This window comes from Pseudonocardia sp. UM4_GMWB1, from assembly GCF_017312155.1.
GTDB classification, from domain to species: Bacteria; Actinomycetota; Actinomycetes; order Mycobacteriales; family Pseudonocardiaceae; genus Pseudonocardia; species Pseudonocardia alni.
The window spans coordinates 226,027-244,312 of sequence record NZ_QJPN01000002.1 but is presented as its reverse complement, the minus strand read 5'-3'; the positions used below and the strand labels follow the sequence as shown (position 1 = coordinate 244,312).

Here is an 18,286-nt window from a genome sequence, read left to right as displayed (position 1 = left end):
GATCGCCCTTCGTCGAGCGGAATCGGCGGCATCCGGAAGCGGGGGAGCAGGACACCACGACCTCGGGGGTAGGTCGTTACCGTTCCGAGATTAACGCTACCGGTCGGACTGCACTCTTCCGACGTATCGGGCGCCCGGCCGCGACGATCGGTCGCGTCGAGGCTGTGAGCGGATCATGCTGCGGGAGCGGCGGCGGGCTGGCGCTGTGGCGTGCACCAGATGCGCGTGTGCCACTATCATGCACACATTCGCATATATTGATGGGAGATCCGATGGGACACGGGCATGGGCACGGGGTTGGCGGTTCGGCGACTGCCGGCAGTGCCTACACCAGGCGCCTGACCGCGGCGCTCCTACTGACAGGCGGCTACATGGTCGTCCAGATCGTCGTCGGTCTGGGCTCGGGGTCACTTGCGCTCCTCTCCGATGCCGCGCACATGGGTACGGATGTACTCGGGCTGGGTCTCGCGCTGGCAGCCGTCGTCCTGGCGAACCGCCCCGGCGCCACGCAGCGCACCTTCGGCAACTATCGGCTGGAAGTGCTCGCTGCCGTCATCAACGGGTTGCTGCTCTTCGCGGCGGCCGCCTACGTGTTCGTGGAGGCAGTGCGCCGGCTCGCCGATCCTGCTGAGGTCGCGGGCCTACCGGTGCTCGTGACCGCGGTGTTCGGGCTCGTGGTCAACGTGATCAGCCTGCGCCTGCTCGCCGCGGGTGCACGGGAGAGCCTCAACGTGAAGGGGGCCTACCTCGAGGTCATGGCGGACATGATCGGATCGATCGGGGTCATCGTGGCGGCGGCGATCGTCTGGTCCACGGGGTGGATGTACGCGGACACCATCGTCGCGGCGGCGATCGGACTGTTCATCCTGCCCCGCACCTACGTCCTGATGCGCCACGCCCTCCGGATCCTGATGGAGGTCGCACCTCCCGAGATCGACGTCGCCGAGGTCGAGCGGCGGCTACGTGCGATCAGCGGTGTGACCGAGGTGCACGACCTCCACATCTGGACGATCACCTCGGGCGTGGAGGCTGCGAGCGTGCACGTCCTCGTGCGCTCGGACGACCGGATCCATCCCGTGCTGGACCAGGCGCGCGAGGTACTGACCGAATCGGGAGTCACCCGGTCCACCGTGCAGGTGGAACCGGTCGATCACGTCGATCAGCAGAACACGACCGCAAAGGCCAGGGAGCCATGACGGCCGCCACGCCCGACCGGTCCATGGCACGCCGTCGTCGGCAGGCGTCGGCGGGTTCGTTGGGCTCGGTCCTCGCTGCGGTCGGCGGTGGGCTGGTCCTGTACTCGACGTTCGCTCCCCGCGACTGGTGGTGGCTGGCGCCCGTCGCGTTCCTGGCGATCGGCTTCGCCTGGCGTGGCAGGGGAGCGCGACGCGGCGCTGTATCGGGGATGCTGGCCGGGCTCGCGTTCTTCGTGCCGCTATTGTCCTGGATCGGCGAGTTCGTCGGTCCGATGCCGTGGCTCGTTCTGGCTACATTCCAAGCGTTGTTCCTTGCAGCGACCGGCGGTGCGGTCGGAGCATTACCGGATCAGTGGTGGTGGCCGCTCGCCGGAGCTGCGGTCTGGACGGCAGGTGAAGCTGCTCGCAGCAGGATCCCGTTCGGCGGATTTCCGTGGGGTCGCGTCGGATTCGGGCAGGCCGAGGGGATCTTCACCCCGGTAGCCACGCTCGCCGGTGTACCGGGGCTGGGATTCGTCGTCGTCCTGTCCGGATTCGCGCTGCTCGAGCTGATCCGGTCGACGGTTCACCACGCCGGCCCGATGCCCGTCGCCCTCTGCGTGGTGCTCGTGCCGATCATCGTCGTGATCGCAGCTCCACTCGCCACCGCGCACGCCCGTCCCGACAGCCAGATAGTGGTCGCTGCGGTGCAGGGCAACGTGCCCCGATCAGGGCTCGACTTCAACTCCCAGCGCCGAGCCGTGCTCGACCACTACGTCCGTCGCACAGAGCAGCTTGCTGCAGATGTCACCGCCGGCAGGGAGGAACGGCCGGAGGTCGTCCTGTGGCAAGAGAACTCGGCGGACATCGATCCGCTGCGCAATCCCGATGCCCGGGCCGCAGTCGATCGCGCAGCCCGGGCGATCCAGGCTCCGATACTCGTCGGTGCCGTCCTCACCCCGCCGGAGGCTGAGCCGACGAACACGATGATCGTGTGGGAACCGGACAGCGATCCGGGGGCTGTGTACGACAAGCGAAGGCTGCAACCGTTCGGTGAGTACGTGCCTTTCAAGGAGTTCTTCCGCACCTTCAGCCCTCTGGTCGGCCGGTCGAGCGACTTCGCCGCGGGTGACGGCAGCGGCGTGGTCGCCACCGCGGGCACGGTGATCGGCGCGGCCACCTGTTATGGGGTGATCTTCGACGATCTCGTCCGGGACAGCGTTCTGGCCGGAGCCCAGATGCTGGCGGTTCCCAGCAACAACGCCACCTTCGGGCGGACGCAGATGACCTATCAGCAGTTCGCCGTCGATCGCGTACGTGCGGTCGAGTTCGGGCGAGCAACCGTCGTGCCGACGACGAGCGGGGTCGGTGCGGTCATCCTCCCGGACGGCACGGTTCTCGCCCAGTCGGGGCTGTCCGATCCGGCTGCTTTGGTGGAATCGGTCCCGCTGCGCAGCGACATCACTCCGGCGGCCCGTATTGGGCCGGCGGTCGAGGGAGCCATCACCGGGGCCGCCGCCCTCGTCGTCCTCGGGTGTGTCCGCGCCCGCGTCGCCCCTAGGTGTGGTGACCCACCACGTTATTGACCGGGTTTAGCCGGCTAGTCGGGCGATGGGTGGATAACCGCCGATGGCGGAGTGGGCTTGTCGAGTGTCGTAGGCATGGACCCAGTCGCCGAGTGCGGCGAGCCGATCGGTGTTGGACAACCAGGGGCGGGCTTTAGGCGAACTCATCGAGCAGGGTCCGGTTGAACCGCTCTACTTTCCCGTTCGTCCAGGGGTAGTGCGGGCGGGTGAACCGGCGGCTGATCCCGAGCTCGGCGCAGGCCTGGGTCCAGCCGCGGCCGGCCCGGTAGACACGGGCGTTGTTGGTCAGGACCCCGCGCGCGGGGCACGCCGTGATCGGCGAACCAGGCGGTGGCGCGGCGCAGGAACCCGGCACTGGTCGGGTCACGCTCGTCGGGCAGGGCCTCGACGTAGGCCAGTCGGGAGTGGTCGTCGACGGCGACGTGGAGGAAGTCGTAGCCCAGCGCCTGGCCGTGGACCTTGCGGCCGCGGACTTCTTCGCTGCGACTGTGCAGGCGCCAGCCGCCGCCGTCGGGGACCCGGCCGAGTTTCTTGACATCGATGTGGACCAGATCGCCGGGCCGGGGGTGCTCGTAGCGTCGTGCGGACTGCTGTCGGCGGACCGGTCCTCCGGTGATCGGGTCGAGTGCACGAAGCGGTATCACCCGGCGACGGCGCAGGATTCGACCGACCGTGGACGCGGCCATGCCCAGTCCACGGGCCAGGAACACCGGCCCGTCGGGCTCTCGCCCGCAGGAGTCACGGGTGTCGCTGGCGGATCTCAGCACAGTCACAGGAGCGGCGCGAAGAGTGGACGTCGTGTCGCTTCCGCGTTCAGCCTCCGGCGGTTTTCTCACGGCCCGATGAGTGCTGCCGCCCGCACCACGATGGGAGCGCTCGCTCTCGTTCTGATGGCCGGGGGCATCTCGTCCACGTGATCGCCCTGGCGGGCCTGGTCGCGTCCACTGGTACGGCCATCTGATCCAGAGGATCTCGGAGGGCGCGACGACACCGACAGGGGCAGATAGGTCGTCCGCGAGCCTGTAGCCGCAGTGGATGCAACTCGCTCTAGCGTGCCTGTCATAATTTTCATTATCGGCTTGTCAGTCAGCGGAAGTTCCACCTTATGCGAGAACTCCACCTGCGCTGGCGCCGCCCGGCGTCAGGTCGGGGTGTCGTTCACCCCGGGCGCGATGACGCATTGATCAAGCATCCGGGCCAAGTAGCTGTAGGCCGATAGGCGTTCCATGGCCTCTTGCTCAGTCAACTCAGTTCGCGTGTGAGTCGTGACGTTGCGAACGGTGAGGTTCAAGCCTGTCGCCAGACCGTTGAGGCTCTTGGCGAGTGGTTCGAGTCCCCCGCGCATGCTCTTGGTTGTCTTGTCAGCAGCATCTCCTGGCCATACCAGCTTCGGTTTCCCCGGTTCGGCGGCGCCGGCGGAGAGCGTCTGCTGCCAGAACACGGTGTCGTCGACATCGGATCGGCCCAGGCGGTCCTTCCAGTGCAGTGTTAGGGCCTCCGCGGCCTCGCGGACCGCGACCCGGTACTGGTGGGCGGTCCAGTGAGCGGCTGCGGCCGACCACACCACCGCGTGCAGCTGCGCCGGAGCAAAGCCCGGCAGCCCGGAACCGGATGACGCCTCGGCCTCCTCGATCATCGCGCCCAGCCGGCCTCTGATGTTGGCCACGGACATCCGAATGTCTCGCGGCGTGACCGGCGCCTTCGGCTCTGACATCAACGCCCAATTCGCGACGGGGTCGACCGGACCGATTCCAGCAATAGCGATGTACGCTCCGGTAACCGCGACAGCACGGGCGGCCAGACCGGCGGACTCGGCCAAGTTCAACTCGAGCCGATGCACCTCAGTGTCGTCGTGTCCGTCCCGGCGCCACACGGTGGGGAGCAGGCCGCGGGCTGTCATGTGGTCCGATTCGACCTGGGTCTGCATCCAGGCGGTGAAGTCGATCTCGAATCGTTCCATTGCGCGGAGCAGACGGCGCAGGTAATCGGCACTGTAGTGACTCATCGCCGCCTATCCTAGCAATTCCAGCACGGCACGCACTGGGCAGTGCGCGGCCCGATCCTCGGCTGACTATCACCAGGCGCGTTTGGTAGCGGCCCCGATCTGGGTCTGCTCTGACGGTACGAGTGCGCTTTCCCAAGGATCAGGTCGTGACGGCGGTCGAGCTGTCGAGTAGAACGTGATGCGCACTCCGCAGGCTCACACGATCAACAATCGTTCGGCCTGGGCGGGGGCCGAGGAACATGGATCCGCACGGCGGCGATCCAGGCGGAGGGACGATGAAGCAGGCATCGAACGGAGCGATGATCGGGCGCTGGTGGATCGACGACGATCCCGAGCGGACGCTCGCCGGGACGCTCGTGATGGACGGTGACTACGAGCTGCAGGTCCTGGGCAGCTTCAAGGCGCTGACCCCGGACGGCTTTGCACCGTCGGTGATCCGGGGCGTCTGTGCCGGGCAGTTCATCACCTTGGTCGAGGTCAGCGCACGGCATGACGTCCCGAAACTCGCAGCGAGCGGGACGTCCACGTACTACTGCCCGGTCGTGCTCATCGGTCACCGCGACCTGACCGGAACGTCAACGGCGTTCGATCAGGTCGACGTCACGCACAGCCGGATGACGACGTTCGCTGGACGGACCGGCATCGCCGAGCACGACACCGACACGAGTTCCGTTCTGAGGTTCACGCCGTTGGAGAGCCTGCACGCCGTGGACGGCCAGGGGCGGACCTACCAACTCGATGGCGACTTCACCGCGGCCTACCCGGAACCTGGGCGCCGAGTGTCGTGGACGGAGCGGGAGAACCTCTTGGTGCACCTTCCGGCCGCCTTGACCGTGACTCAGATCCTCCAGACCGTCGAGCGGCCCGTCCGCCATCTGCTGCATCTCGCATGCGGGCACCCCAGCGGCATCGAAATGCTGCGACTCGCGCACAGTCCGGCGACCCCGGACGACTTGATGGAGTGGCACACCGTCCATATCTTCCAGAAGTACCCGAATCGCGGCGAGGACGAACAGACACCGGCTGATCGGTGCTTGCTGACTCTCGCCGACATCGACTTCGCCACAGTGGTCCCGAAGTGGATGGGACTGGCCGCGAAGTTGGACATCTCGCTGGATCTTCTGCTGAGCCTGGACGGTCCGCACGCCGGGTTCGTAAGCAATCGCTTCTTCAGCGCCGCGGCGGCTGCCGAGGGCATACATCGGCGCCTAAATCCGGAGCGGGAGCAGCCCAGTCCTCGACACACGAACCGCATGACGGCAATCCTCGCGGCGGTGCAGGAGCCGAAGCACAACAAGTGGTTGGACCGACAGCTGCGCGGCTCGCATCGGCTCGACTTCTCGTCGCGGCTGCGCCTGTTGCATCGCGAGGCGTGTCCGGCGATCAAGCCATACATCCCAGACGCCGACAAGTGGTCGACCGCGGTCGTCCACATGAGAGACATGGTCGCGCACTCGCTGCCGGACGAGAACCGCGACGCGCGCGCCTTCCACTACCTCGCCACAAGCATTGACCTCGTCGTGCGGATCGGACTGCTTCGCAGAATCGGGCTCGATCCGGATGTCATCGCCCGCCGGGTGGAGAACAACAATCAGTGGGCCCACTTGAAGGGCGGGCTGCGCGCGGCCGTCCCCGAGATCTTCTAAAGGGCTCGCACCACGAGACCACCATTTCGTGGCCCACAACACTCGAGATGCTGCGGCGGGCCGCTATGGCTTCATCGGCCGATCTGAAGGACGGCGTTGTCGGTGAAGACGTCGTCAACGCGGATGTAGGTGGTGATGGTGTCCATGGAGCGGTGTCGAGTCTGGTGGGCGATGGCGCGGTCGGTGGCGCCGCGCAGGTGGGCGTAGGTGACGAAACCGGCGCGCAGGCTGTGGGCGCTGTAGGGGCCGCCGGGCAGCCCGGCCCGGGCGGTGGCGGCCTGGACGAGGTTGTTGATCGACTCGGGGTGCAGGGGTTGGTCGAGGACGCGGTTGCCGGTGGAGACCTTGCGCAGGATCGGGCCCGTGGTGATGGCGGCCAGGTCGAGCCAGGTCTCCAGGGCGGTGAGCGGGCAGTGGTCGGGGTGTTCGGCGCGGGGCAGGCCGATGAGTTCTGCCTGGTCGCCGGTCTGGTTGGTCTTGGACCGGTGCAGGGTCAGGACGCGGCCGCGGCGCCCGCTGCGCAGTTCGCGTTCAGGGCCGAGCTGTTCGACGGTGAGCGCGGCGAGCTCGGCCCGGCGCAGGGCGCCCCAGAACCCGACCAGCAGAAGGGCCCGGTCGCGGGCGCCGGCCAACGACGGCTCGTCGGGCCGGTTCTTCCAAGTGCGAGTGGTCGGGCATGCGGCCACCGCCTGGTCGAGCAGGGGCGGCATGAGTGGGGCGGCCTGGTCAGGTGGGGCGCCGTGGCTGCGGCGGATGCCCTCCCAGACAGCGGTGACCCGGGCGGTGACGGCGGGGTCGGGCAGATCCGCGGCACGGTGGGCGGCGCGGACCCCGGCCAGGTGCTTGGCGATGGTGCGGACCTTCGCCCCGGCCTGGGCGAGCGCGACCAGGTAGGCCGACACCGTCGCCGGCGCGGCCGGTAGCGGCGTGAGGTCGTTGCTGGTGCAGAAGGCGGTGAAGCTCGTCCAGACCGACCGGTAGCCGCGGCGGGTGTTGTGTGCGCGCGCCGCGGCGACGTAGGCGGCCTCGTCCAGCGACAGTGGGACCTCGACCGCGGCCGAGGTGTCCGGGACGGCGTCGAGCTCGGCGTGCGGCACCGAGGGAGCGTATCCGCTGCTTAGCGGGATCTGGTCGATGATCCCGCCAAGCGGGAGTATGTTTCGTATCGTTGCGTTGCAACGCTACATAAGACAGAACTATTGACGTAACGATACGTTTTCCGTAGGATCGGTGTCGTGAGCGAGCAGCCCTCTCCGGACGCCCCGGCCGACGTCGGCGCTGACGCCGACGTCCCGACCGCGGCCGGCGCTCTCGCGGCCGACGAGTCGTCGAACGGTTCGTCGGGCGGACCGGCGTGGCGGGCGCAGCTGCGCCGGCCCGATCTGGAGTCGTGCCAGTTCCCGGGCGGGTGCGCGAACACCATGGAGTACGCGGGGTCCGGGCGACGGCCGAAGTACTGCTATCAGGTCGTGGGCGGGGTGATGCACGACCGGGTCAACGCCAAGCGGATCGCCGACGGCGGCACGCCCGCCCGGCGCCGTGGTGAGGTCGACGACGCGCTGGCCCGCCCGATCGCCCGCGCCGGGCAGAGCGTGACCGACCAGGTCGCGGCGCTCATCGCGCGCCTGGACCACAGCAGCAGCGAGCTGCGCGACGCCCTGGACACGCTGGCCGATCCCGAGGCGGTCGCGGCGGAGATCGCCGCGGCCCAGCGGGCCGCGCGCGCCGAGGTCGACGCCGCGCAGGCCGTGGCCGACGAGGCCCGCGCCCAGGCCCGCGCCGCCCGCACCGACGCCGAGGCCGCGCGACGCTCCGCGGCCGCGTCCGATGCCGAAGCCATCGAGGCCGCCGAGGCCCGCGCCGACGCCGAGCTCGCCCGTGACACCGCGATCGCCGCGCGGGACGTCCTCGAGGGCGAGGTGGCGCAGGTCCGCGCCGAGCTCGAGCAGCGCGACACCGAGCTGGCCGCAGCCCTCGCCGAGCGGGACACGCTCACCGCCGCACGTGACTCCGCGATCGCCGCCCGCGACACCGCGATCACGGAGTCCGCCCGGGTCACCACCGAGCTAGAGGCCCTGACCCGCGAGCACACCCGCGTCGAGACCGAGCTCGCCGACGCCCGCCGGCAGGTCGAGTCGCTGACCGCCGAGCGCGACTCTGCGGCCGCGGATCTGGGCGCGGCCCGCCGTGACCTCGACCGGGCCGAGACCGACCGCGCCCGGTTGGCCGACGAGCTGCACGAGGTCCGCGAACAGGCCGTCGAGCACCGGGCCGCACGCGCCGCGGCGGAGAGCAGCCTGGCAGCTCTTCGCGAGCAGCTCGCCCACGACGTCGACCGCGAGCGGGCCTACGGCGAACAGCGTCTCGCCGACGCCGAGGCCCGCCACGGCGCCCAGCTCGCCGAGCTGCGCACCGACCTCGCGCGGCTGCGCGGACAGATGAGCGGTCGGACTCCGGAACCCGACACCGGTCTCGTGAACGACTCCGGGTCCGGTCGAGGCACGAGCGGACGTAAGGCCCGACCCCGGGCGGCGCAGCGCCGGCCCGGCCCCACTGCCACCACGACCGACACCGCACCTGCCGACGAGACCCGACCCGTCGCCCCCGATGCTCAGGAGTGAGGCCCCGTGAACTCCGCCTTCCCCGCCGGACCTGCATCCCCCACCCCTGCTCATCGGGCCGGTCCTCGCCCACACCTGGGGCCCACCGCCGCCTCGCGGCCAGTGATGGCCAGCACGACCGGGCCGCTCGCCCCGGGGGCCGGGCCGTCGCTGTGCTGCGACCGGTGCGGGCAGGCCGCGGCGGACCCTCTGCAGCAGATCTTGATGAGCGCGGTGTGGCTGATCCCCGGCTTCGACGGCCCGACCACCGCCCGCTACTGCCGAGCCTGCCCGCCGGTCGGGCCGATCACCGACCTGACTTGTCTGCGCTGCGGTGATGGTCCTCTGCTGGTCGGCGATCTCGCAGCCGATTCCTCCGGGCCCGATGACGTGCTGCCCGCGGCCGCGCGGGACTGGCTCGCTGCGGCGGGCTGGCGCCTGGACGGGCCGGTGTGCCCCGATTGCCGACCGCGCCGCTGACCGATCTCGTCGGCGCATGGTCGCTGTCAGGGGCGTCCGGTATGACGGGTCCTGGAACGAGCTGAGGAGGACGTCGTGCCCGCGCCTGACCCCGCTTCTGCGTACGTCGCACCCCTGGTGGAGCGCCTCGCGCAGATCCTTGATCCGGTCGCGTTCGACGACCGCGCCGAGCCCCGCACGCTTGGAGCGTTGTGGGATCAGACCTGCCGGCGCATGACCGCCCAGCAGTACGCCGCCCGCGCGATCGCCGCCGGATGGGTGCCCACCTCGGAAACGGCGCCATGACGAGCCAGGACCGCGACGCCCGCACCGTGCTCGTCGACTTCCAGCCCGTCCGGATGCTGGCGGGGTCCGCGTTGATCGATGCCCTCGGCTCCGGGGACTGGTTCGTCGGGTCCTCCGGCGAGCTGTCCGAGGTGACTTGCTCAGCATCGAGCATCCGAATCTCTGGACCGAGGTCATGAACCTGTCGATGTTGAAGCAGGAGCGCCTGTGAAGCGCCATGCCAGCCGCTGGCGCGGCATCGGCCCCGCCCGCCCGGACCGGGTCGCGTTTGTCCCCCAGAACGACCGCGGCCGTCCCGCCGGCGCAACCCCACCGGTGCCCCGCGCTGTGGCGCCGCTCCCTGCTCGCCAGGGCCAGTGCTCGACGTGCGGGCAGATGGCTGTGCTCCGTCGCCGCGCGGGACGACCAGGACCCCGCACTTCGGGTGAAGTGCGGGGTCCTGGCCTTCTTGCGGGGGTGCCCGGTCGGAGGTCTGGTGCGTGACTACTCAGGTGACCCCGACCGGGCACCGGTCGGTGAGTGGCCTGGAGTTCAGGGAATCACTGGAAGGTGATCTCGTGCATGATCCCGAAGCCGGGGTTGTAGACCACGGTGGTGACGCCGGTGGTCTGGGTGTCGGCGCAGACCTGGCCGGAGACCTTTCCGCCTGGGGTGAGCTGCCCGGTGTTGAGCGCCTTGTCGGCGTTGAACGGGATGTTCGCCGTCACCTCGACCCCGTCCTTGGTGCGGAACTTCCAGTCGAACGGGGAGAACGACTTCTGGGAGTCGGCCTCGTTCCGGAGCGTGACCGTCGCGCAGGCCTGGGTACCGAGGTAGGGCTGGGAGAGTTCCTTCGGAGCTTGAGCGGTGACGATCATGCCTCCCGCGTTGACCTCTTCGCCGAACGAGGCGGTCTTCTTCCCGTAGCCGTCGGCGTTCTCTTCGGCGGCCGGGACCGCCTCGGCCTGCGCCGGCGCCGCGGCGGCCGGTGCGGCAGCGGCAGGGGCCGCGGCCGCGGTGGTGTCAGCGGGTTCGTCCTTGCCGCCGTTGATCATGCCGACCAGGACGAGCAGGCCGACGACCGCGACGACCCAGCGCAGCTTCCCGCCCTTCTTCTTCGGCGGCTCCGGCGGCGGGGGCGGGGTGGCGGCCCACTGCTGCTGCGGCGGCCCCCACTGCTGCTGGGGCTGCCCGTACTGGGGCTGGCCAGCGGGTCCGGGCCGGTAGGGGGGCGGGTTCTGCGGGCCGTTGGGGCCGTACGGAGTAGTCACGTCCGGCATATCCGCGATTGCCGGAAGGGCGTTTCCTCCCCGACGCCGGGATCATCAGAAGTAACTACATGCGGTAGCAGTTCCGCCACGGCTGTCCTGGCGAGCCGCTCACCGCACATACGAGAGTAGACAATTGTCTATCGGAGTCGTACGTTCGGGAGCGTGGACTCCTCCCCCGCCGTCCGATCCCTCTCCCTGTCGATCACTCTGGCCATCGACCCGCCGATCCCGGCCGATACCGATGTCCACGCGATCGGCCAGGCCGTGGCCGCAAGGGTCGGCAACGACGGGGTCGCGATGACCACGGCCCCCGTTCGCGGTGAGCCGATCGGTCGCCTCGGCTGGGTCATCCCCACCACCACCAATCGCGCCATGGGCAGCGGCCTCGCCGACTTCGCACGCGTCTTGGAGGCCGCTGCTCGCGAGGGTCTCGAACGCGTCGTCCCCCTGACGACCCCGGAGAACTACGGCCGCGTCCGCACCGTCGCCTTGGAAGTCCTCACACTCGACGAGGTCGATCGTCGCCTGGCCATCGACCGCTTCCCCGACGTTGTCGGCATCGACGAGGTCTGCCAGATCCTCGGCGTGAAACGAGCCATGGCCTACCGCCACACCTCCCGCGACAGCTTCCCCCCGCGTGTCCGCGAGGGGGTCGCGATCTGGTTCCGCGCCGGCGTCGAGCGCTACGCCGCCGAGCTACGTGGGGAACCAGACCCCATGATCGAGAGGATGCGCAGCCTCGGATACTCCACAGCGCCCGTCGAGGTCGGAACCTCGCCGACGGCCGCAGCCGGTAGGGAAGACATCAAGACCACCGGCCCCAGCTGACCCGCAGCCGAGGACGCCCGGCACGGCCGCGACAGCGACGCGCGCGTCGGAGACTCTGCGCTGGCAGGCGGCAGCGCTCCCGCCCTGACCCACCGCTCACCGGTCCCCGGAGACGCCGGCTACCGCGCGCAGCCGGCGCGGCAGTGATTGTCGGTCCCCTGTGCCACGCTTCGGGGCGAGCTCGGTCTGCGGGTGGAAGGAGATGAGCGGTGACCCTCGCCCTGGACCTGTTCCCCCGCCGGGTGGATCCGGAGGACTTCGCCCGCGCCCAGGTCGAACGGTTCACTGGTCACCAGCTCCGCATCGGCCGCTCCCGAGTCGTGCACGCTGTCGCCTTCCGTTCCTGGCTCGGCGACCTCACGTTGCCGGTCCCGGCCTGTCACCAGGGCTGGTCCGGATTCGCCGCAGCTGGCGACCTGCTCGCCACCAGCGATCCCGTGACGTGTCGGAAGTGCGCGTTGCGCGCCGGGCCGGTAGCCGGGGTGGCGGAGCAAACCGCGTTGTTCCCGGTCGCGCTGCCCTAAAGCAGCCCGGCCGGCGCTGGCCACGGCCCCAGCCGACCGGGGGGCCGGTCGGCTCCCCGAGGATCCCGACCCGACCCCGCCGCTATCGGCCGACGGAGCCGTCGATCTGTTCGCGCAGGATGTCGGCGTGGCCTGCGTGGCGAGCGGTCTCGGTGATCATGTGCTGCAGGATCCAACGCGCTGTTGCTCTGAGCTCGCTGCCGGGCGGCCGCGCCAGCACCCGGTCGAGGTCGTCCCAGCAGTCGAGGATCGTGTCGGCTTCGGTGATGGCGTCGCGGTAGTCGGCGACCATGGCGCTGATCGGACGCCCCGGCGGGGGCGTCGACACCGCAGCCCAGTCGTCGACGGCCAGGCCGCAGAACCAGAACCGCTCGGACGCTGCGAGGTGGGTGACGACCCAGGCGATGCTGGTTCCGGAGGGAACCCCGGCCCGGCCACCGGCATCGTCGGAGACATCCAGTGCCTTCCGGATTACTCCGTCCCGCATGTACCCCAGGAACTCTCTCAACGTTGCCAGCTCACCAGCGCCACCGAGAACCTGCGTCGCTGCCTGGTCGCCGGCATCGACGGCCCAACTCCGGGTGTCGTCATCGGACGGGTCATCCGCGGGGTCGCTCACGCAACGAGTCTGCCTTTACCGGCCAGGCATGAACATCGCGCCACTTACTCGATCCCGTCGCACACCCGGGACCCGAAGGCCCCTGATGACGAGGGAGCGCGAGATCAGAGGTGGTCGCCCGCGTCGGTCCGTGTGCCTGTGGCCCGGGCGAGTTCGTGCAGGTGGCGGGCGAGCGCGCGGACGTAGTCGCGCAGCTGCTGCTCATCGAGCTCGTCGGCAGCGCTGAGCAGGCCGTCGCCCAGCCAGTGGAATCCCGCCGATGTCGCCAGGTTTCCCGGCACCTGTCCCGGGACGCGCGGTTCGTGGTTGGGATGGGGCTGGTGTGGACGCAGCGGGGGGAGTGCGAGCGCGTCGCGGCGCTCGTCGATCAGCCGGCGGGCGATGATCAGCCACACCGTGCGGTAGCCGGCAGGTTCGGCCCCGTGCCCGTCCCAGGGGACGAGCTCGGCGGTCTGCTCGCCGGCCTGCTGGTGGAGTTCGGCGACGAAGTCCTCGCCGCCGAGGGCCAGGGCGTCCGCGATGAGCGCGTCCTGTTCATCGGGGGCGTAGTTCACCTCGCGGACCGTAGACCTACAACACCCGCATCGGTTCCTACCCCTCGGCCGACGCCGGCACGGTCGACCTCATTCGTGCCCTGACTCGGCCGCGGCCGGGTGTGGGGGCCTGTCGACGATCGCGACGCTGGCCGGTGATGGTGCCGGGATGGTGGGCGACCTCGTGAGCGCCTGCCGGGCTGTGGCGAACGCCTGAACCTCGCCGTACCGGACGACCTGACGGCCCGGCCCCCTCCCCTCACCTGAGGTCGGGGCCGTTGCGCGTTCTGCGGCGAGGTGGGGCGGCCGGACCGCGGTCCCCCGAGAGCGGGCCCGGCCGCCCCGGTGCGGTTCGGCGCGGGGCTTGACCGTGCACCGCACCCGGGCCGGGTGCCCGCTGGCGGCGCGGCTACTCGCTGAGCCACGATCAACGGCGTGGACCTCACGCCTCTCCAGCGGGTGACGCTGCACCGTCTCGTCGACGGCGGGCAGGGACCGGAGTCGCAGCCCCGTGTCGCGCTGCGGTGGCTGCGCCGCTACGGGCTCGTGGACGCGGACGGCTGGCCGACCGACGAGGGGCGGGCGTACCTCGCGGAGCTGCACAAGCAGCGGCGGCGGCGAACGGAGCAGCTCCAGGCGGAGCACCGGCGGCGGCAGGCTGACCCGCTGTCGGGGATGCGGGACGCGATCCGGCAGTGGAAGGCCGGCGAGCGTGACCGGTGACGGACCTTCCGCGGAGGAGCTGACCGATGCTGCGGTCGCGCGGATCCAGGCGGTGTGCGACGCGGAGCGGATGCGGTACGAGGAGGTCGTCGCACGCGACCCTTCGGTGAAGGCTGCGATGGAGGGCCTCTACGGCGACGAGCTGTCGGCGTGTGTGCACGCGGTGCGGGACGCCTACCTGGCGGAGGGGATCTCCCGAGAGCGGGCGGTGCAGGCGTCGGAGTCCTGGCTGATGATCAAATCCGGAGTGCGGGGCGACCTCGCGTTCGGTGACGAGATCCTGGCCGATTTTGCGTCGGGGAAGCTGCGGCGCGGTGGCAGAGGCATGGGAGCCACCTACGATGACCGGCGTGAGTGATGAGACCGCGCCGCAGGACGTTCCGACCGTGCGAACCCGGGCGGCGGCGTTGGGCGATCGGCTCGCGATGCACTTCGAGGCCGGGCGAGTTCGCCTCGATGGCGTCCAAGTGACCGACCTGGACACACCAGCCCCGGAGGGCACCCGCATCGTCATCGCCGGGAGCTGACGACATCCGACCCGGCCATCGACGACCGAGCCGAACCCCGCACCCTCGGCCAGCTGTGTGATCAGGTCTCCCGACGGATGACCGCCCAGCAGCACGCCCGCCGCGCGATCACCGCCGGCTGGACCTCCACGGAGACACCGTCAGCGCCGCACCCGCCCGAGCGCCTACGTCGTCGCCCACCTCGGCTCCCACGAACCCTTGCTCTGGCAGCCCGTCCCGGCCCCGACCGGCACCGATGATCTCGACGGTGCGAACACGCTCGCTGCCCGGACTGGGCACCTGACGTTGGGCAGCTGCGGATCCTGCGGGGTCCAGGTCGTCACCGCCCAACCGGATGACACCGATCCCGCCGCCGCCGCCCGCGACGTCGACGCGGCGGCGGCACGGCTCCCGCGATGTCCTCACCAGCCGCGGGATCGACCTCGGGCCCGACGCCGAGCAGTCCGCCCTCGACGCCTCGCGGTGCTACAGCCCTCCTCCTCCCTGCAGCCGTGACCGGCGACGGAGTGTTCGACGCCGCCGCGCTACGACGAGTGCTGGTGCCCGATCTGGTCGACGGGCTGACCGAGGTCCTGCGCGAGGCCGAGGAGCTGCTGCTGACCCCGCCCCCTCGCCACGCACCACATCGACGACATCAGTGCCACAGTTCCAGGAAGCGGGATAACTCCGCCGCCCGGTTCTGGCACCAGTTCGGCGTCCTTGGGGCACAGCCAGGCAGTGGCGTTTCTGGCTGTGCGGTACCCGCCGGGCCCCTGTGAACCCCTCACGGATCCGCCCACCCGCAGGCCTTGCGGTCACTACTCGACAGCGAGCGGGTACCGAGCGCCCGTCGCAGGTAATTCGGGTGAGCTCGTGCCGTCTCTGGTGTGCTCGCCGGATCGGGTCGTGGTTCGCCTCGGACACGTCCTGGACAGGCGGGATGGTCCACGATGCGGCGGATGAGCAGCGACGTCGGGTGGGTCGAGCCGATGCTGGCGACCGCCGGCCCGCTTCCGGCCGGGCCGGACTGGGCGTATGAGGTCAAGTGGGACGGCATCCGGGCCACCGTCGCGGCCTCCCGGCCGGGTCTGCGGCTGCGCTCGCGCAACGGGACCGACCTCACCGGCCGATACCCCGAGCTCGTCGCGCTGCAGCTGCCGGCCGGGTTGATGCTCGACGGCGAGATCGTCGCCCTTGACGAACGCGGCCGCAGCGACTTCACGCTGCTCCAACAGCGGATGCAGCGCACCCAACCCAGCCCCGAACTGCTGGCCAGCGTGCCGGTCACCCTCGTGGTGTTCGACGTTCTCCGCGCGGCCGGTGCGTTGCAGACCGGGCTGCCCTACCGCGACCGCCGTGCCCTGCTGGCCGACCTCGCCCTGCCCACCGGACCACGGATCTCGGTGCCCGGGAACTTCACCGACGTCGCACCGGATGACGTCCTGGCCGCGGTCGACGCGCAAGGACTGGAGGGCGTCGTCGCCAAGCGCCTGGCATCGCGCTACGAGGCAGGGCGGCGTAGTCGCGCGTGGATCAAGCACGCCATCCGGCACACCTGTCTCGTCGCAGTGGTCGGCTGGACAGCGAGCCGAACACGACAGCGCGACATGGCCGCACTGACCCTGGCACTGCCCGATGAGCACGGACAGCTGCACTTCGCCGGCGACGTGGGCACTGGCTTCACCGCCGCAACACGACGAGAGCTGCTCGAACTTCTGGCGGAGCGAGCGCAGCCCTCCCCCGCCATCACCGTTCCGACCGGCCGCAGCCGATGGACCAGCCCTACACCGATGCACCTGCGCCGCTGGGTACGGCCGGGGCTGATCGGAGAGATCGCCTACCGACAGCGGACGCCGGAAGGACGCTTCCGGCACCCCAGCTGGCGCGGGCTGAGACTCGACCGCGACCTGGACAACCTCGTATAGCCGTCGAATCCGAGGTCAGGGTCCGTCCGCCGTGGCGTCCAGGGCACCCGAGCCCGGAGCGCTCGGCTGGGCCCGCTGGCCCGGTGGCGGAGGATGACAGGATCAGGCGATCGTGGGCGAGATCGTGCGGGTCAGGTGTTGCGGCTGGGGGTTACGTCCGCGGAGGTGGTGTACGGGTTCGTCGCTGGTGAGCGGCGTGGCGTCGTGACGTGAGACGGCCACCGCGTGATCTTTCTCGAGTACCGACCAAGGAACTCCAGGAAGGACCACCACGATGGCCGCACCACACAGTGTGGACCCTGCCCAGCTTGTCGAGGAGTTCGCCTCGGCGGGTGTGTCGCCGGATCTGTTGCAGACGATGATCGCGACGACGGCGAACGCGTTGATGTCGTCGCAGGCCGATCAGCAGTGCGGGGCCGGCTATGGCGAGCGCAGCAGCGAGCGGACGAACCAGCGCAACGGCTACCGGGCCCGGGAGTGGGACACCCGAGCGGGCACGATCGAGTTGGCGGTGCCGAAGCTGCGCCAGGGCTCCTATTTCCCGGACTGGCTGCTGACCCACCGCCGCCGCGCCGAGCAGGCCCTGGTCACCGTCGTGGCCACGGCCTACCTACTCGGTGTCTCCACCCGGCGGGTGGAGAAGCTGGCCGAACAACTCGGGGTGAAGTCGCTGTCGCGTTCGCAGGTCAGCGAGATGGCCACCCACCTCGACGGGCAGGTCGCCGCGTTCCGCGAGCGCCCGCTCGACCAGGGCCCGTACACGTTCGTGTGGGTCGACGCGCTCACGGTGAAGGTCCGCGAAGACGGCCGGGTGGTCAACGTGCACGCGCTGCTCGCGACCGGGGTGAACGCCGACGGGCACCGCGAGATCCTCGGCCTGGATGTGGCCTCCAGCGAGGACGGAGCGGGCTGGTTGGCGTTCCTGCGCGGTCTGGTCGCCCGCGGCCTGTCCGGGGTCCAGCTCGTCATCTCCGACGCCCATCCCGGCTTGGTGGCGGCGATCGCCTCGGCGTTGCCGGGTGCGGCGTGGCAGCGGTGTCGCACCCACTACCTGCGTAACCTGCTCTCCCGTGTTCCGAAGTCGGCGCAGCCGCATGTCGCTACGCAGGTGCGCACGATCTTCGACCAGCCCGACGCCGACGCCGTCACAGCCCAGTACGGACGCGTGGTCGACACTCTCACCGCGCGCTGGCCCGACGCAGCCGAGCACCTCGACAACGCCCGCGATGAGCTGCTGGCGTTCACCGCATATCCGCGCGAGGTCTGGCGCCAGATCTGGTCGAACAACCCTCAAGAGCGACTGAACAAGGAGATCCGCCGTCGCACCGACGTGGTCGGGATCTTCCCCGGCCGCGACTCCCTGATCCGCCTCGTCGGCGCCGTCCTGGCCGAACAGAGTGATGAGTGGACCGAGAACCGCCGCTACATGGGCCTCGATCTACTGGCCCGCTCACGCATCCGCATCGTCACCACCGAAGCCGCACCGACCGGCAGCGAGGCACTCATGACAACCGAGGCAATAACCGCCTAGAATCCCGAACCAAGATCACGCGGAGTCGATCTCATACACCACTCCGCCGGACGTGACCCGGCTGGGAGTG

General features: G+C 70.0%; 19 protein-coding genes. 13 read left to right on the top strand and 6 right to left on the bottom strand.

Annotated elements, in window-relative coordinates:
- Nucleotides 1-272 precede the first annotated feature (272 nt).
- Both DMP15_RS28910 and lnt read left to right on the top strand, forming a co-directional pair.
- Nucleotides 273-1,196, top strand: coding sequence for a cation diffusion facilitator family transporter (locus DMP15_RS28910; protein WP_337826858.1), 924 nt, complete (start codon nucleotides 273-275; stop codon nucleotides 1,194-1,196).
- On the top strand, nucleotides 1,193-2,761 hold the full coding sequence (lnt, locus tag DMP15_RS28905; protein ID WP_337826827.1) for an apolipoprotein N-acyltransferase: 1,569 nt from the start codon (nucleotides 1,193-1,195) through the stop codon (nucleotides 2,759-2,761). The genes DMP15_RS28910 and lnt overlap by 4 nt, the downstream gene beginning before the upstream one ends.
- Before the next feature lie 133 nt (nucleotides 2,762-2,894).
- On the opposite strand, the gene DMP15_RS28900 is transcribed toward lnt, so the two are convergent.
- On the bottom strand, nucleotides 2,895-3,299 hold the full coding sequence (locus DMP15_RS28900) for an integrase core domain-containing protein (protein ID WP_357440867.1): 405 nt from the start codon (nucleotides 3,297-3,299) through the stop codon (nucleotides 2,895-2,897).
- Nucleotides 3,300-3,902: 603 nt separating this feature from the next.
- Nucleotides 3,903-4,766 (bottom strand): TIGR02391 family protein, encoded by an 864-nt coding sequence (locus DMP15_RS28895; protein WP_337826825.1) that lies wholly within the window; start codon nucleotides 4,764-4,766, stop codon nucleotides 3,903-3,905.
- A gap of 275 nt (nucleotides 4,767-5,041) precedes the next feature.
- Between DMP15_RS28895 and DMP15_RS28890 the strand changes: the two genes are divergently transcribed.
- Complete coding sequence (locus DMP15_RS28890) at nucleotides 5,042-6,412, top strand: HEPN domain-containing protein (RefSeq protein WP_337826824.1); 1,371 nt, start codon at nucleotides 5,042-5,044, stop codon at nucleotides 6,410-6,412.
- 71 nt (nucleotides 6,413-6,483) lie between these two features.
- Here DMP15_RS28890 and DMP15_RS28885 read toward each other — a convergent pair whose 3' ends face one another.
- Entirely contained in the window at nucleotides 6,484-7,509 is a 1,026-nt protein-coding gene (locus tag DMP15_RS28885; RefSeq protein ID WP_337826823.1) for a site-specific integrase, read from the bottom strand.
- Nucleotides 7,510-7,647: 138 nt separating this feature from the next.
- Here DMP15_RS28885 and DMP15_RS28880 point away from each other — a divergent pair, with 138 nt between their 5' ends.
- The 3 genes from DMP15_RS28880 (at nucleotide 7,648) to DMP15_RS28870 (ending at nucleotide 9,777) form a co-directional block, all read left to right on the top strand.
- Nucleotides 7,648-9,033, top strand: a complete 1,386-nt coding sequence (locus DMP15_RS28880) for a hypothetical protein (protein WP_337826822.1) — start codon at nucleotides 7,648-7,650, stop codon at nucleotides 9,031-9,033.
- Between the two features lie 105 nt (nucleotides 9,034-9,138).
- Nucleotides 9,139-9,492: a hypothetical protein gene (locus tag DMP15_RS28875; protein WP_337826821.1), complete on the top strand. Its 354-nt coding sequence runs from the start codon at nucleotides 9,139-9,141 to the stop codon at nucleotides 9,490-9,492.
- Nucleotides 9,493-9,567: 75 nt separating this feature from the next.
- Nucleotides 9,568-9,777 carry a hypothetical protein gene (locus tag DMP15_RS28870; RefSeq protein WP_337826820.1) on the top strand — a complete coding sequence of 70 codons (210 nt, stop codon included), beginning with the start codon at nucleotides 9,568-9,570 and terminating at the stop codon, nucleotides 9,775-9,777.
- A gap of 539 nt (nucleotides 9,778-10,316) precedes the next feature.
- Here DMP15_RS28870 and DMP15_RS28865 read toward each other — a convergent pair.
- Nucleotides 10,317-11,027 (bottom strand): DUF4352 domain-containing protein, encoded by a 711-nt coding sequence (locus tag DMP15_RS28865; protein WP_337826819.1) that lies wholly within the window; start codon nucleotides 11,025-11,027, stop codon nucleotides 10,317-10,319.
- Nucleotides 11,028-11,189: 162 nt separating this feature from the next.
- Here DMP15_RS28865 and DMP15_RS28860 point away from each other — a divergent pair, with 162 nt between their 5' ends.
- Both DMP15_RS28860 and DMP15_RS28855 read left to right on the top strand, forming a co-directional pair.
- A complete protein-coding gene (locus DMP15_RS28860) occupies nucleotides 11,190-11,855 on the top strand; it encodes a helix-turn-helix transcriptional regulator (RefSeq protein WP_337826818.1) in 666 nt (221 codons plus the stop codon).
- A 209-nt stretch (nucleotides 11,856-12,064) separates the two neighbouring features.
- Nucleotides 12,065-12,379, top strand: a complete 315-nt coding sequence (locus tag DMP15_RS28855; protein ID WP_337826817.1) for a hypothetical protein — start codon at nucleotides 12,065-12,067, stop codon at nucleotides 12,377-12,379.
- Between the two features lie 82 nt (nucleotides 12,380-12,461).
- Here the strand turns inward: DMP15_RS28855 and DMP15_RS28850 are convergent, their stop codons facing one another.
- Nucleotides 12,462-12,998: a DinB family protein gene (locus tag DMP15_RS28850; protein ID WP_337826816.1), complete on the bottom strand. Its 537-nt coding sequence runs from the start codon at nucleotides 12,996-12,998 to the stop codon at nucleotides 12,462-12,464.
- A 104-nt stretch (nucleotides 12,999-13,102) separates the two neighbouring features.
- Nucleotides 13,103-13,552, bottom strand: a complete 450-nt coding sequence (locus DMP15_RS28845; RefSeq protein ID WP_337826815.1) for a hypothetical protein — start codon at nucleotides 13,550-13,552, stop codon at nucleotides 13,103-13,105.
- Between the two features lie 414 nt (nucleotides 13,553-13,966).
- Between DMP15_RS28845 and DMP15_RS28840 the strand changes: the two genes are divergently transcribed.
- From DMP15_RS28840 to DMP15_RS28820, 5 genes are all read left to right on the top strand, one after another.
- The gene (locus tag DMP15_RS28840; RefSeq protein WP_337826814.1) at nucleotides 13,967-14,254 is read left to right on the top strand and encodes a hypothetical protein; all 288 of its coding nucleotides are present in this window, start codon (nucleotides 13,967-13,969) and stop codon (nucleotides 14,252-14,254) included.
- The gene (locus tag DMP15_RS28835) at nucleotides 14,244-14,612 is read left to right on the top strand and encodes a hypothetical protein (protein WP_253067124.1); all 369 of its coding nucleotides are present in this window, start codon (nucleotides 14,244-14,246) and stop codon (nucleotides 14,610-14,612) included. Before DMP15_RS28840 ends, DMP15_RS28835 begins: the two co-directional genes overlap by 11 nt.
- Nucleotides 14,605-14,781: a hypothetical protein gene (locus tag DMP15_RS28830; protein ID WP_337826813.1), complete on the top strand. Its 177-nt coding sequence runs from the start codon at nucleotides 14,605-14,607 to the stop codon at nucleotides 14,779-14,781. The genes DMP15_RS28835 and DMP15_RS28830 overlap by 8 nt, the downstream gene beginning before the upstream one ends.
- 938 nt (nucleotides 14,782-15,719) lie before the next feature.
- Entirely contained in the window at nucleotides 15,720-16,685 is a 966-nt protein-coding gene (locus DMP15_RS28825) for an ATP-dependent DNA ligase (RefSeq protein WP_337826812.1), read from the top strand.
- A 274-nt stretch (nucleotides 16,686-16,959) separates the two neighbouring features.
- Nucleotides 16,960-18,216: an IS256 family transposase gene (locus DMP15_RS28820; protein ID WP_337826758.1), complete on the top strand. Its 1,257-nt coding sequence runs from the start codon at nucleotides 16,960-16,962 to the stop codon at nucleotides 18,214-18,216.
- The last annotated feature ends 70 nt before the right edge of the window (nucleotides 18,217-18,286 follow it).